Here is a 13,988-nt window from a genome sequence, read left to right as displayed (position 1 = left end):
GAAGATGCAGGATACGACCCGGAACGTCGCGGTGTCATCCTGAGGATGACTTACGCAAGAAAGCACAACTGGAGGCGCTCGGTTTCGGCGACAATGATGGTCATGGAGACTTTCTACTATTCGCACCTTCGCTCGCCCGTCGGCCCGCTCACGGTGGCGGTCTCCGAGCGCGGCCTGGTCGCTCTCGAGTTCGGCGATGCGCACCCGTCGCGCAACGGCCGCGCTCCGCACCCGGTCGAGTGGCAGGAATCGGCGGAGAGGACCGCGCCCTACGTGAAGCAGCTCGAGGAATATTTTTCCGGCATCCGGAGGGAGTTCACGCTGCCGCTGGACTTGCGCGGCACCGAATTCCAGAAGCGCTGCTGGCAGGCGCTCGTGGAGATTCCTTATGGGCACACGCGCACCTACGCCGACGTGGCCCGCGCCGTCGGCAAGCCGCGCGCCTTCCGCGCTGTGGGCCTGGCCAACAACCGCAACCCTGTGGCCATCATTGTGCCGTGTCACCGCGTCATCGGCTCGGACGGTTCGCTCACCGGCTATGGCGGCGGATTGAACGTAAAGGAAGAGCTCTTGCGCCTCGAAGGTGCGCGCCTGTAAGGCCGGCTGGCGGCTCACAAATCGAAGTTCGCAGTTCGTAGTTACGGTAGACTTTCGCTAATGCATGCCCACGCGGAAGATCGCGCTTCGCGGGTCCTTCAGCTTTCCCTGCTGGCCACGCTGGCCTACATCGTGGTCTGCGTGGTAGTGGGCATCCAGGCGCGCAGCCTGGCGCTGATCTCTGAGGCGGGTCACAACGTCTCCGACCTGCTGGCACTGCTGCTTTCGCTGGTGGCGGTGTACCTGCACGCGCGCCCACCCAGCTCATCGAAGACCTACGGATACCAGCGCGCGGGCGTTCTGGCGGCGTTCGTCAACGCGCTCTCACTCGCCGGCCTGACGTTCTATCTCTTCTACGAAGCGGCGCATCGGCTGTATGCGCCGGTCGAAGTGCACGCTCGGCCGATGATCGCGGTCGCCGCAGCCGGCATCGTGATGAACGCCACCATCGCGCTGGCCATCTACCGCACCGGCCGCGATGTGAACCTGCGCAGCGTGCTGCTGCACGAATTGGGCGACACCCTCTCCACCGCCGCCGTGGTGGCGGGCGGTTGGGGCATCCTGACGACCGGCCAGAACTGGATCGACCCGGCGCTGTCGTTCGGCATCGGCGCCCTGATCCTGTGGTCCGCGTTCGGCATCCTGCGGGAGACGCTGAACATATTGCTGGAAGGCGCGCCGCGCGGCATCGAACTGGATCGCATCGCGCAGGATCTGCGCTCCATCGAAGGGGTCGAAGGCGTCCACGACCTGCACGTCTGGAGCCTGGGCTCGGAGCACCACGCGCTTTCCTGCCACATCCGCATCCCGGATATCCCGCCCTCGGCCAGCGAGCGCATCCTGCGCGCAGTGAACGAGCGGCTGCGCCAGCGCTTCCACATCCACCACACCACTATCCAGTTCGAGCACGCGGCCTGCGAAGTGGTCGAGGGATGCGCCGCGGCTGCGGTGGAAACGCGCGCACACACGCACTAGCCGCGAGCTAGCGGCCTCGACGTGGTTTGGAATCCCCGCCGGCCGGGGCCATGTGGCGGTCCACCGTGGACTGCGAGAACGAGCTCAGTTCTTCGAGCAGCGTGCGCGCCTCCGGCGAGGCGCGCAGTTCCGGCAGGTCAAGCTGATCGCGCAGGTGGCGGACCATCTCCGTGACGCGGCGCATGCGTGAGACCTGCAGCATGCGATCGGCGCCGACGCCGCTCTGCTCGCCGCTGGCCTGCAGATAGGCCCATATGAGGTGGCGCAGGTGGTCGACCGCGGCGCGGAAGTCGTCCATCAAGCCCTGGTCGAGAAGTTCATCCAGCTTGCGAGCCTGTTCGCCGTCCTGGCCGCTGTGCTCCACCGCCTGCTCCAACTCCTGATGGAACTGGCGCAGGTCCTCAGTGACACGACGGACGCGGTCTGCCAGGCTCTCGGCCATGGCAAGAACCTTATCACAAGGCACGCTCATGGCGCGCCCGCAGCCAACAGCCAGGCTATGCCTGGCGACCCGTGACGCCCGTAGCTACGGCGATCTCCTGCAGCAACGCGCGGGCTTCCGGAGTGGCGGCGATGGGCGGTGTGCGAATCTCCTCACGCAGCAGCCGCAACATCTCCGTCACTCGCTCCATGCGGGCCTTCAGCAAAAGGTCTTGCGCAGTGAATCCCGTGTTTTTCCCGGCGGCTTCCAAATGGGCCCAAAGTACCAGGCGCGTGTGGTCCACGGCAGACTTGAATGCCGCGATCAACTTCCCGTCGAGCATTTGATCCAGCGTCAGCGTTCGAACCGCTTCGGCCGGATCTCCGATAGCGGCTCTGTTGATCTCGTCCTGTACTTTTTTCAGATCCACAGTGAGCCGCCGGATGTGATCCGTTAACTCCTGGGACATGATGGGCCCACCTTAGCACGCTTTCCCGGTTTGACACTTTGTTTTTGGGATGGCTAAGCTGAAGGAGTTGGTATGGAGCGGAAGGCCCCTGCCCAACATCTAATTAACCGTGAAGTTACTGAGACAATCCCTGCGCATGCAGGCCATGGCGCAACTCCTCCCCGCGCTGGAGGGCGGGGACGAGACCCTGGTGGGCGGCCAGGCTGTGCTCGAAGGCGTCATGATGCGCACGCCCCATGCTTTTGCCATCTCGGTGCGCAAGCCTTCGGGCGAGGTGACGACCCATGCCGAGAGCCTGGAAAAACTCTCGGAGAAGCATCGCTGGATGGGCTGGCCGCTGGTGCGGGGCGTGGCCACCCTGGGCCAGGCGATGGCGTTGGGCTACCGCGCCCTCCGCTACTCCGCCAACGTGGCACTGGAGGAGGCTACGCCCCAGGCCGAAGGCAAGAAGCTGGAGATCAGCGGCTGGATGATGGCGCTGAACGTGCTTTTCTCGCTGGGCTTCTTCATCTTCTTTTACAAGTTCGTGCCGCTGGCCGCGACCACCGGCTTGCAGCGCGTCTCGCCGGTGTTCGAGCAGCCGCTGGTGTTCAACCTGGTGGACGGCCTGATCCGCATCCTGCTGTTCGTGGTGTTCATCTGGGGCGTGTCGCGCTGGGCGGAGATCCACCGGGTGTTCCAGTATCACGGCGCGGAGCACAAGACGGTGTTCGCCTTCGAGGCCAAGGAACCGCTGGAGGTGGCCCGCGCGCAGAAGTTTTCCACCTGGCATCCGCGCTGCGGCACCAGCTTCCTGATGACGGTGATGCTGATCGCCATCCTGTTTTACGCGCTGGTTCCGGTCGAGACGTTCTGGGCGCGCTTTGCGGTGCGCATCGCGCTGCTGCCGCTGATCGCCGGGGTGTCGTTCGAGATCATCCGCTACGCCGCCAGGCACCGTAAGTCCCTGTTCTCCCTGATGACCCTCCCCGGGCTGTGGCTGCAGCGCATCACCACGCAGCCACCGGACGACGGCATGGTGGAGTGCGCCATCACCTCGCTGGACCGCGCCATGGAACTGGAGCAGCAGCGCGGCGGAGAGATGGTGATTGCCTAGCGGGCTCCGCCCGCGCCCTCCGCTCTCTGCTATCCGCTTTCCGACAAACGAAACCCAAGCCTGCGCTTACAATTGAGCCGGTGGGAGCGCGGGGCCGCCATTACTGACAACTGACCACTGGCTACCGGCAACTGAGCATGTTTGAGCGTTTGGAACAAATCGAAACCAAGTACGAGGAGCTGACGCAGGCTCTTGCGTCGCCGGAAGTCATGGCCGACTCGGCGCGATACCAGAAGACCGCCAAGGCGCACAGCGAGATCGCGCCGCTGGTGGAGAAGTATCGCGAGTACAAGGACCTGAAGCGCGGCATCGCGGAGAGCAAGGCGGTGCTGGCCGAGGAACACGACCCGGAAATGCGCGCCTACGCGCAGGAAGAGCTGACGCAACTGGAAGCGCGGGTAGGCCGCGTGGAAGAAGAGCTGAAGCTGCTGCTGGTCCCCAAGGACCCGAACGACGAGAAGAACGTGGTGCTGGAGATCCGCGCGGGAACGGGTGGCGACGAGGCCTCGCTGTTCGCAGCCGAGCTGTTCCGCATGTACACGCGCTACGCCGAGAGCCAGGGCTGGAAGGTGGAAGTGCTGTCTTCGTCGGAATCTTCCGTGGGCGGGCTGAAGGAGGTCATTGCGCTGATCGAGGGCAAGGGCGCGTACTCGCGGCTGAAGTACGAGAGCGGGGTGCACCGCGTGCAGCGCGTCCCGGCGACCGAACAGAAGGGCCGCATTCACACCTCGGCCGTGACGGCTGCGGTGCTTCCGGAAGCGGAAGATGTAGACATCAAAATTGACCCGAAGGACCTGCGCGTGGACACCTTCTGCTCTTCCGGACCGGGCGGGCAATCGGTGAACACGACCTACTCGGCGGTGCGCGTGACGCATATCCCGTCCAACACCGTGGTCTCCATGCAGGACGAGAAGTCGCAGATCAAGAACCGGGAGAAGGCCATGCGCGTGCTGCGCTCCCGGCTCTACGAGATGGAACTGGAAAAACAGCAGCAGGCCCTGGCCAAGGAGCGGCGGGCGATGGTCGGGACCGGGGACCGCAGCGAAAAGATCCGCACCTACAATTTCCCCCAGAACCGGGTGACCGATCACCGCATCGGACTCGACATGCACCAGTTGCCGGAAGTGCTCGACGGCAGGCTCGGTCCCATGATCGACGCGCTCGTCACCCACTACCAGGCGGAGAAGCTGAAGCAGGAAGCGTCGGTGACGAGCTGATGCTTTTGGCAAACTACAGCCCTCGGCATTGCGTGTCCTCCCGGCGGTGAAATAATCCCCTCGTGCAACTGAGAGCAACCCTCAACGCGGCCATCGCGCGGCTCGAAGCTGCCGACGTAGGATCGCCGCGCCTGAATGCGGAGGTGCTGCTGATGTTCGTGCTGGGCGCGAACCGCGCCCATCTCTACGGTCACCCGGAGCGCGAACTCACCACCGAGGAACTGGCGCGATACGACGAAGTGCTCACCGAGCGCTCTCGCGGCAAGCCTTCGCAGTACATCACCGGCCACCAGGAATTCTGGGGGCTGGACTTTGTGGTGACGCCGGCGGTGCTCATTCCACGACCGGAGACGGAGCACGTGGTCGAGACCGTGTTGGAACTGGCCCGCGGCGTCGAGCGGCCGCGCCTCATCGATGTTGGCACCGGCTCGGGTTGTATCGCCTTGGCACTGGCGCATGAGTTGCCGCAGGCGGAGGTCCACGCCTGCGACATTTCCGCCGAAGCGCTCGAAGTAGCGCGCGCCAACGCCGTGCGTCTGGAGCTGGCCGGTCGCGCGTCTTTCCATCAGAGCGACCTGCTGGCCTCTTTGCCGGTCGAGTCCGCATTCGACTTCGTAGTCTCCAACCCGCCTTATGTCGGCGAGAGCGAGCCGGAAAAAGTGCAGCGCGAAGTGCGCGAGTTCGAGCCCAAGGTGGCCGTGTTCGCCGGGGAGAAAGGGCTGGAGGTCTATGAGCGGCTCATCCCGCAGGCGCGCTGCGTGCTGAAGCCGGGCGGCTGGCTGGTCGTGGAGATCGGTTACTCGATTGAGAACGCAGTGCGCGGGTTGCTCGAGGGCTGGAGCGAGATTCGTGTGACCAACGACCTGCAAGGGATTCCACGGGTCGTGGCGGCGCGCAAGTAGCGAGCGTTCAGCCCTTCTTGGCCGGCTCGATCGATGGTGCGGCCTGCACGTCCTCCAGCAGCACGTCCACCCAGCCCGTAGGGTATTGGCCGGTGTAGCAGGCGGTGCAGTAGGTGGTCTTTTCGCCCTCGCCGCAGGCGCGCTTGAGACCCTCGAACGAGAGGTAGGAGAGCGAATCGGCTCCGATGTACTCGCGAATCTCCTCCACCGACTTGTTGGCGGCGATGAGCTGCTTCTTCGAGGGCGTATCCACGCCGTAGAAACAGGGGGAGATGGTGGGCGGGCAGGAGATGCGGAGGTGCACCTCCTGGGCGCCGGCGTCGCGCACCATGCGCACGATCTTGCGGCTGGTGGTGCCGCGCACGATGGAGTCGTCGATCAGCACCACGCGCTTGCCGCTGAGCACGCTGCGCACCGGGTTCAGCTTCAGGCGCACGCCGAAGTCGCGTACCGACTGCTCCGGCTCGATGAACGTGCGGCCCACGTAGTGGTTGCGGATCAGGCCCATGCGGAAAGGGATGCCGCTCTCATCGGAGAAGCCCATGGCGGCGGCAACGCCGGAATCGGGCACCGGGACGACGATATCGGCCTCGACCGGCGCCTCGCGGGCCAGTTGGCGCCCGAGCTGCTCGCGGCTCTCATTCACCGGGCGCCCGAACACCTTGCTGTCCGGCCGCGAGAAATAGACGTGCTCGAAGATGCAACTGGTGTGCGGCTGCTCAGGCGCGAAGAAGCGCGAGGAGATGCCCTCGGGCCCGACCACGACGATCTCGCCCGGCTTGACGTCGCGCTCGAGGGTGGCGCCCACCAGGTCAAACGCGCAGGTCTCGGAAGCGAAGACGATGGTGTCCTCGCGCTGGCCGTCCGACTGCGGGATGCGTCCCATGGAAAGCGGGCGGAAGCCGTGCGGGTCGCGGGCGGCGAACAGGCGGTCGCGAGTGAGCAGGACGAGTGAGAACGCGCCTTCGACGCGGCGCAGGGCGTCGGCGATGGCCTCCGGAAGCGTCTGCTCCCGGGATTGGGCGATCAGGTGCACGATGACTTCCGTGTCGGAAGTGGTCTGGAAGATGGAGCCGGCCTTCTCCAACCGGGAGCGGATGTCGTGCGCGTTCACCAGGTTGCCGTTGTGCGCCAGCGCGATGAGTCCCTTGTTGCAGTCCACCACGATGGGTTGGGCATTGCGCAAGGCGGAATCGCCGGCGGTGGAGTAGCGGGTGTGCCCGATGGCCAGCGTGCCGGTAAGTTTGGCCAGAACTTCGTGCGTGAAGATATCGACCACCAGGCCCATGGCCTTGTGCGGGTGCATGAGGTTGCCGTCGGAGCTGACCATGCCCGCCGACTCTTGCCCCCGGTGCTGCAGCGCGTGCAGCCCGAGGTAAGCCACCGTGGAGGCCTCCGGATGGGCGTAGATGCCGACTACGCCGCACTCGTCGTGGAATTTGTCGAACGGAAGGCTCATTGCCGCTCCCTTTCGTTACACCGTTGTCGGCGTCATGGCCGACACGTCCAAGGCCTGCTCCAGCGCCTGCGCCCACGCTTGCTTCAGTTCCGACACCGCTGCGGACACGACTGGCTTGCCGTCGACCAGAATCTCCAGTTTGTCAGGAAGCGTGCGCCCGACCGCGTCCGCCGCTACGCCGTATCTTAACCCTGTTTCTTGGATTCGCCGGACATTCTTTTCGTCGCAGGAAACCAGCACCCGGCTTGCGTCCTCACCGAACAAGAGCACTTCGGCGGGGAGCCCGCCGGAGACCAATTCCAGCCGGGCGCCGATCTCCTGGACGAACCCGGATTCGGCCGCGGCCACGGCCAGGCCGCCCTCGGAGCAATCGTGGGCGGATTCGAGCAGACCCTCGCGGATCAGTTCCAGCAGGCATTTTTGCAGCGCGGCTTCCTGGGACAGTTCTAGCGCCGGAGGAAAGCCCCACATGGACCCCAGGACCTGGCTGGCGTACTCGGAAGAGCCGAACTCGGCCTGAGCGTCGGTCAGGTCGCCGGGTTCGGAGCCGCGCAAGAGCACCAGGCTGCGGCCAGGGCCGCGGAAGTGCATGGTCATCATTCTCTCCGCGTCCTCCATGATGCCCACCACGCCGGCCACAGGAGTGGGGTAGATGCCTTCGCCCAGCGTCTCGTTGTAGAAGCTGACGTTCCCGCCGGTGATGGGCGTGCCCAGGGCCTCGCAGGCCTTGGCCACACCGTCCACGACCTGCGAGAACTGCCACATGATCTGCGGTTTTTCCGGGTTGCCGAAGTTCAGGCAATTGGTGGCGGCGATGGGCTCAGCGCCGACGCAGGCCACGTTGCGCGCAGCCTCGGCCACGGCGTGCATGGCGCCCAGGCGCGGGTCGAGATAGCACCAGCGGCCGTTGCCGTCGAGCGACATAGCCAGGGCACGCGCGGTCTCTTTCACGCGGATGACCCCGGCGTCGCCACCCGGTCCCTGGATGGTATTGGTGCGCACCATGGATTCGTACTGCTCGTGGATCCAGCGCTTGGAGCAAATGTTGGGCGAGGCTAGAAGCTTCGTGAGGTTTCCCGTCAGGTCAGAGGTGACGCCCAGCCGGATGCGCGCCGGCATCTCGCGCTCGACGGGCGCTTCCCACCGCGACAGCGGACGGCGATACACCGGAGCCTCGTCGGTGAGCGCGGTGTTGGGAATCTCGGCGACGACCTGCCCGTGCTCGACGACCCGCAAGGTGCCGTCCCGAGTGACGCGGCCCACGGTCACGGCGTCCAGGCCCCACTTCTCAAACACGCGGAACACTTCCGCTTCGCGGCCCTTCTCCGCCACCAGCAACATGCGCTCCTGCGACTCTGAGAGCATGATCTCGTAGGCGTTCATGCCGGTTTCGCGCTGCGGCACCTTGTCGAGGTCGATCTCGATGCCTACGCCGCCCCGGGCGCCCATCTCGCAACTGGAGCAGGTGAGGCCGGCGGCGCCCATATCCTGGATGCCGACTACCGCGCCGGTCTGCATGGCTTCGAGGCAGGCCTCGAGCAGCAGCTTTTCCAGGAACGGATCGCCCACCTGCACGTTGGGGCGCTTCTGCTCGCTGGCCTCGCTGAATTCTTCGCTGGCCATGGTGGCGCCGTGGATGCCGTCGCGCCCGGTCTTGGCGCCGACGTAGATCACCGGATTCCCCTCGCCCGAAGCGCGCGCGTAGAAGATCTCCTCGCGCTTCACCAGGCCAAGGGCGAAGGCGTTCACCAGCGGGTTCTGCGAGTAGCAGGACTCGAATTTCGTCTCGCCGCCCAGGTTGGGCACGCCGAAGCAGTTGCCATACGAGGCGATGCCGCCCACCACGCCCTCGAGCAAGGAATGGTTCTTGTGGACGGTGGCCGCATCGCCGGAGGCACTGGCGCGGATCGGACCGAAGCGCAGCGAATCCATCACCGCCAGCGGCCGCGCTCCCATGGTGAAGATGTCGCGCAGGATGCCGCCCACGCCGGTGGCCGCTCCCTGGAAGGACTCGATGAACGAGGGGTGGTTGTGCGACTCGATCTTGAAGGCGCAGGCCCAGCCGTCGCCGATATCGATGATGCCGGCGTTCTCGCCCGGGCCCTGCACGACGCGCGAACTCCGGGTCGGCAGGCGCTTCAGATGCACCTTCGAGGACTTGTAGGAGCAGTGCTCACTCCACATCACGCTGAAGATGCCCAGTTCGGTGCGTGTGGGCTCGCGCCCCAGCAGCCGGATGATCTTCTGATACTCCTCCGGAGTCAGGCCGTGCTCTTCCACGACCTCCGGAGTGATGGCGGGGCGCTCAGCGGCGGTGGACATGAGGGGACGTTTTCATTCTCGCATGGCGAGACGAAGCTTGCTACATCCCTGCGCCTTGCGCCCATCCGGTTGCGATCAAGCTCTGGCAACCAGCCGCGCTCCGCCTACCAGAGTCACCGCTCCTACCGTAGCTGCGGCCAGGCTGCCAATAAAACCTCCGAACCCGATGCCCAGGCGGCTGAAAATCCAGCCTCCCAGCACGGCTCCGATCAGGCCCAGGAAGAGGTCGGCAATCAAGCCAAAGCCTCCGCCACGAGTGATGGTTCCTGCCAGCCATCCGGCGATGATTCCGATGAGAATCCATCCCAATAATGAATGCTCCATGATGTGCACCTCGCTTTCTTCCTAAGCGCTTTATCCAATCAGCTTTGGGATTTCTTTCTGCCCGCCACCACCAGCGCGGTACCAACAGCCATCGTCAGACCAGCGAAAATCGGAGGAATGGAAATCTTCCTCTCCTCTTGCACGGTTGCCTGCACCGGGCCCATGCTCACCGTGTTTCGTTCGGTCTTGTAGGGGATCTCACCGGCGATCAAACCGGCAGCCCCGAGCACGATGAGCACAATGCCGATGAGGATGACGGGTCTCATACCATGACCTCCACAGAGTGTCTGCGGCCCACTGCTAGGCCGTTCTTCGAACCAGGCCAATCAAGAACAACAGCGCCATGGAACCGACCACCGCCATGAGCAATTGGGCGACCAGTCCGTAAGCTGCGAAGCCCACGATGCGGAACAGAAAGCCTCCCAGCAAGGCACCGATTACTCCGACGATCAGGTTACCCAACAGCCCGAAGCCGCGCCCCCGACTGATTTTTCCGGCCAGCCATCCGGCGATCAAGCCAATCACGAGAATTGAAAGGACATCCATCGCTTTCTCCTTCCTTGCAAGATTTTTCCGGGAGACGGCTGCGCGGGGCGTTCCCCCGTCGAGGGGCTCAGGAAGCCGCTGGTTTGCGGCTCGCCTGAGCGGCCCTGATGATTCGATCAGGGCGGGCGTTCTGTAGTCCCCTACTTAGATGCCCGGCTGGGAGCGAGAGTTATCTTCCGTAAGTGCACTGGAAGGTTGCGCACACGACGGTCGAGCCATCCAATTTGCCAACAACTTCGGATGAATTTCGGCATTCGAAACCACCTTTAGCCTGCGCCCGGCGCGTTCCGGTTCCTGTGGATACACTAGAGGGATGAAGTCGGTCATCGTCGGCACCGCGGGCCACATCGACCACGGGAAGACCGCGCTGGTCAAGGCGCTGACCGGCATCGATGCCGACCGTTTAGAGGAGGAAAAGCGGCGCGGCATCACCATCGACCTGGGGTTCGCGCACATGGAGCTGCCCGGCCCCGACGGCACGCCGCTCCGCCTGGGCTTCGTGGATGTCCCCGGGCACGAGCGCTTCGTGCGCAACATGCTGGCCGGCGTGGGTGGCATCGACCTGGTACTGTTCGTCATCGCTGCCGACGAGGGCATCAAGCCGCAGACGCGCGAGCATTTCGACATCTGCCGGCTGCTCAACATCGCGCGCGGCATCACGGTGCTGACCAAGTGCGACCTGGTGGACCGCGACACGCTCGAAGTGGTGCGCCTGGAGGTGGAGGACTTCCTGCGCGGATCGTTCCTCGATGCCGCTCGCGCGCCGATCATCGCGGCGAGCGCGCGGACGGGCGCGGGTATTCCGGAGCTCAAGCAGGCGCTGGCTCGCGTGGCTTTCGAAGCCCGGCAGAAAGAAAGCGCGGCCCTTTTCCGGCTGCCTGTCGACCGGGTCTTCGTGATGAAGGGCTTCGGGACGGTGGTGACGGGCACGCTGGTGGCGGGCTCGATCGGCAAGGACGAGGAAGTCGAGGTGTACCCGGTTGGGCGACGCGTGCGCGTGCGCGGCATCGAAGTGCACGGCCAGCCGGCCGAGCGCGCCCGGGCAGGGGAGCGAACCGCATTGAACCTGGCCGGCGTGGCCAAGGAAGAGCTCGCCCGCGGCATGACGCTGGCGCCGCCGAGCCTGCTTCGCTCCACCGAGCGCGCCGACGTTTCTCTCACCCTGCTGGCCGAAGCCAGGCCGCTGCGGGATCGCAGCCACGTGCACCTGCACGCGTACTCCGCCGAAACGGTTGCCGAAGTGATGCTCTATGACGACAAGCAGCTCAGCCCCGGTTCCACGGCGTTTGCGCAGCTGCGCCTGGAGGATGCCATGCTGCTCCTGCCCGGCGACCGTTTCATCGTGCGCCAGTTCTCGCCTGTAGTGACCATCGGCGGCGGCACGGTGCTGGACGCCTCGCCAGCGCAACGCAAACAAGATTACACGCCGGGTTTTCTCTCCATCCTCGCAACCGGAGACGGCGAAAGCGCATTCAAGGCGCGCGTGGCGCGGCGCGGTCACAACGGGCTTTCGCTGGCCGAGGCGATTGCCGAGACCGGTTGGACGCGGGAGACGGTGGAGAACCTGGCGGCGCCGCAAGTGCAAGCGCGCCGCATGCTGCGCGTCGGTGACGTCTTCGTCCACGGTCCTGCGTTGGAGGCCTTGCACAGCGTGTTGGTCGACAGGGTCAAGGACTTTCACCGCAAGAACCCGCTGGTTCCGGGCATGAGCAAGGAGGAACTGCGGGAGGAATTGCATCTGCGGCCAGAGATCCTGGACGCTGCGCTGGCGACCTTGGTCGCGGGGCGCAAAGTGGAAGTCCTGGGCGAGCAGGTACGCTTGCCCGGGCGCGGCGTAGTGCTGAGTGACGAGGAGGCCGCCGCACGCCGCACCATCGAGCAGGCCTTCCTCACGGCCGGCCTCAAGGTCCCGGCGCTGAAAGAAGTGCTGGCCGGACTGCCCGTGGACAAGACAAGGTCGCAGAAGATCGTCACCTTGCTGCTCCGCGACAAGGTGCTGGTCAAGCTGGGGGACGACCTCGTTTTCCATTCCTCCGCGCTGGCAGAGCTTCGCCGGCGGATCGCGGAGTACAAGAGCACGTCGGCCAAGATCGACGTGGCGCGCTTCAAGGACCTGGCCGGAGTGAGCCGCAAATACGCGATTCCGCTGCTTGAGTACCTGGACCGTGAGCGTGTCACGCGGCGCGTGGGCGACGAGCGTGCGATCTTGTGATTGGCCACGGATGAACGCGGATCATCCCGATAAAGCATAATGAGGGATGGGTCGTAGCCCTTGATCAATCGTGACTGAGGCTTTGAGAATCCGCATCATCGGTGGCGGGCTGGCGGGCTGCGAGGCGGCCTGGCAGTGCGCGAGCCGCGGCCTGGAGGTCGAGCTCTACGAAATGCGGCCGGTGCGCTCGACGCCGGCGCATCAGACCGGCGACCTCGCCGAGCTGGTCTGCTCGAACTCGCTCAAGAGTGACAGCGAAAACACCGCGCCCTGGCTGCTCAAGGAAGAAATGCGCCGCGCCGGGTCGCTGCTGCTGGAATGCGCCCGCGCGGTGGCCGTGCCGGCGGGACACGCGCTGGCCGTGGACCGCGCCGCCTTCGCCGCCCACGTCAGCCGCGCCATCGAAGCCGAGCCGCGGATTCGACTGCGGCGCGAGGAAGTCGCGCGCATCGAGGAAGACGACGGCCTCTCGATCATCGCCACCGGCCCGCTCACCTCCGATGCGCTTTCACCGGAGATTGCGCGCCTGACCGGCGCAGCGCACCTTGCCTTCTACGATTCCATCAGCCCCATCGTGGAGGCCGACTCCATCGACATGGCGCGGGTCTACTTCGCGGCGCGCTACGACAAGGGCACGCCCGATTACATCAACTGCCCGTTCACCAACGACGAGTACGACCGTTTCTATGACGCGCTGATCGCCGCCCAGTCCGTGGACGGCCACGACTGGGAGAAGCTCAACTACTTCGAAGGCTGCCTGCCCATCGAGGAGATTGCCCGTCGCGGCCGCGAAACGCTGCGCTTCGGACCCATGAAGCCGGTGGGCCTGCGCGATCCGCGCACCGGACGCCGGCCCTACGCCGTGGTGCAGCTCCGCCGCGAAAACCTGCGCGCCGATTCCTACAACCTGGTCGGTTTCCAGAACCACCTGAAGTTCGGCGAACAGGCTCGGGTACTTCGGCTCATCCCCGGCCTGGAGAACGCGCGCTTCCTGCGCTACGGCCAGATCCATCGCAACACGTACATCAATGCGCCTGCATTGCTTACGGAGACGCTGGCGCTGCGCGCCCATCCGCGCGTCTTCTTTGCCGGTCAGATTTCCGGCGTCGAGGGGTACGTGGAATCGATTGCCGCGGGACTGCTGGCCGGCCTGCACGTCGCAGCGCTTGCTCGCGGCGTTGCGCCGCCGCCCGCGCCGCGCGAGACCGCGCTGGGCTCACTGGTTCATTACATCACCCACGCCGATGCCCGCGACTTCCAGCCGGCCAACATCACCTTCGACCTGCTGCCGCCACTCGAACAGAGAGTCCGTGACCGCAGCGAGCGCCATAGCCGCCAGTGCCGGCAGGCGCTCACGGCTTTCGACCTGTGGTGGGGAAGTACAACTGCAATCCTCCCCCGTGCCCGCGCCAGAGTGGCCTCCTGACTTCAGATCCCGGCGGACCAGA

The 13,988-nt window shown here is 65.2% G+C and carries 14 protein-coding genes; 7 read left to right on the top strand and 7 right to left on the bottom strand.

What is annotated here, in order from left to right:
• Together VLE48_01685 and VLE48_01680 are read left to right on the top strand one after the other, a co-directional pair.
• Window positions 1–597 (top strand): methylated-DNA--[protein]-cysteine S-methyltransferase (locus tag VLE48_01685; protein HSA91696.1); only part of this gene is annotated, 597 nt, incomplete at its 5' end.
• A 60-nt stretch (window positions 598–657) separates the two neighbouring features.
• Window positions 658–1,572 carry a cation diffusion facilitator family transporter gene (locus VLE48_01680; protein HSA91695.1) on the top strand — a complete coding sequence of 305 codons (915 nt, stop codon included), beginning with the start codon at window positions 658–660 and terminating at the stop codon, window positions 1,570–1,572.
• Between the two features lie 7 nt (window positions 1,573–1,579).
• Here the strand turns inward: VLE48_01680 and VLE48_01675 are convergent, their stop codons facing one another.
• Window positions 1,580–2,014 (bottom strand): hypothetical protein, encoded by a 435-nt coding sequence (locus tag VLE48_01675; GenBank protein ID HSA91694.1) that lies wholly within the window; start codon window positions 2,012–2,014, stop codon window positions 1,580–1,582.
• Window positions 2,015–2,069: 55 nt separating this feature from the next.
• Window positions 2,070–2,462, bottom strand: coding sequence for a hypothetical protein (locus VLE48_01670; protein HSA91693.1), 393 nt, complete (start codon window positions 2,460–2,462; stop codon window positions 2,070–2,072).
• A gap of 109 nt (window positions 2,463–2,571) precedes the next feature.
• Here VLE48_01670 and VLE48_01665 point away from each other — a divergent pair, with 109 nt between their 5' ends.
• The 3 genes from VLE48_01665 to prmC all read left to right on the top strand — a co-directional run bounded on the left by VLE48_01665 (window position 2,572) and on the right by prmC (window position 5,677).
• Window positions 2,572–3,558 (top strand): DUF1385 domain-containing protein, encoded by a 987-nt coding sequence (locus VLE48_01665; protein ID HSA91692.1) that lies wholly within the window; start codon window positions 2,572–2,574, stop codon window positions 3,556–3,558.
• 137 nt (window positions 3,559–3,695) lie between these two features.
• Entirely contained in the window at window positions 3,696–4,775 is a 1,080-nt protein-coding gene (gene prfA / locus VLE48_01660; protein ID HSA91691.1) for a peptide chain release factor 1, read from the top strand.
• A gap of 62 nt (window positions 4,776–4,837) precedes the next feature.
• Entirely contained in the window at window positions 4,838–5,677 is an 840-nt protein-coding gene (gene prmC / locus VLE48_01655) for a peptide chain release factor N(5)-glutamine methyltransferase (GenBank protein ID HSA91690.1), read from the top strand.
• Between the two features lie 7 nt (window positions 5,678–5,684).
• Here the strand turns inward: prmC and purF are convergent, their stop codons facing one another.
• The 5 genes from purF to VLE48_01630 form a co-directional block, all read right to left on the bottom strand.
• Window positions 5,685–7,136 carry an amidophosphoribosyltransferase gene (purF, locus tag VLE48_01650; GenBank protein ID HSA91689.1) on the bottom strand — a complete coding sequence of 484 codons (1,452 nt, stop codon included), beginning with the start codon at window positions 7,134–7,136 and terminating at the stop codon, window positions 5,685–5,687.
• A gap of 15 nt (window positions 7,137–7,151) precedes the next feature.
• Complete coding sequence (gene purL, locus VLE48_01645) at window positions 7,152–9,458, bottom strand: phosphoribosylformylglycinamidine synthase subunit PurL (protein HSA91688.1); 2,307 nt, start codon at window positions 9,456–9,458, stop codon at window positions 7,152–7,154.
• A gap of 75 nt (window positions 9,459–9,533) precedes the next feature.
• Complete coding sequence (locus VLE48_01640; protein ID HSA91687.1) at window positions 9,534–9,782, bottom strand: GlsB/YeaQ/YmgE family stress response membrane protein; 249 nt, start codon at window positions 9,780–9,782, stop codon at window positions 9,534–9,536.
• A 38-nt stretch (window positions 9,783–9,820) separates the two neighbouring features.
• Entirely contained in the window at window positions 9,821–10,048 is a 228-nt protein-coding gene (locus tag VLE48_01635; GenBank protein ID HSA91686.1) for a hypothetical protein, read from the bottom strand.
• Window positions 10,049–10,082: 34 nt separating this feature from the next.
• Entirely contained in the window at window positions 10,083–10,328 is a 246-nt protein-coding gene (locus VLE48_01630; protein HSA91685.1) for a GlsB/YeaQ/YmgE family stress response membrane protein, read from the bottom strand.
• Window positions 10,329–10,641: 313 nt separating this feature from the next.
• Between VLE48_01630 and selB the strand changes: the two genes are divergently transcribed.
• Window positions 10,642–12,540, top strand: a complete 1,899-nt coding sequence (gene selB / locus VLE48_01625) for a selenocysteine-specific translation elongation factor (GenBank protein HSA91684.1) — start codon at window positions 10,642–10,644, stop codon at window positions 12,538–12,540.
• Between the two features lie 70 nt (window positions 12,541–12,610).
• A complete protein-coding gene (gene trmFO, locus VLE48_01620; GenBank protein HSA91683.1) occupies window positions 12,611–13,966 on the top strand; it encodes a methylenetetrahydrofolate--tRNA-(uracil(54)-C(5))-methyltransferase (FADH(2)-oxidizing) TrmFO in 1,356 nt (451 codons plus the stop codon).
• Window positions 13,967–13,988: the final 22 nt, after the last annotated feature.

Source organism: Terriglobales bacterium, from assembly GCA_035454605.1.
GTDB lineage: Bacteria > Acidobacteriota > Terriglobia > Terriglobales > Acidobacteriaceae > DATMAB01.
Note: the sequence above shows the minus strand (reverse complement) of the source record. Positions and strands in the feature narration are given on the sequence as shown.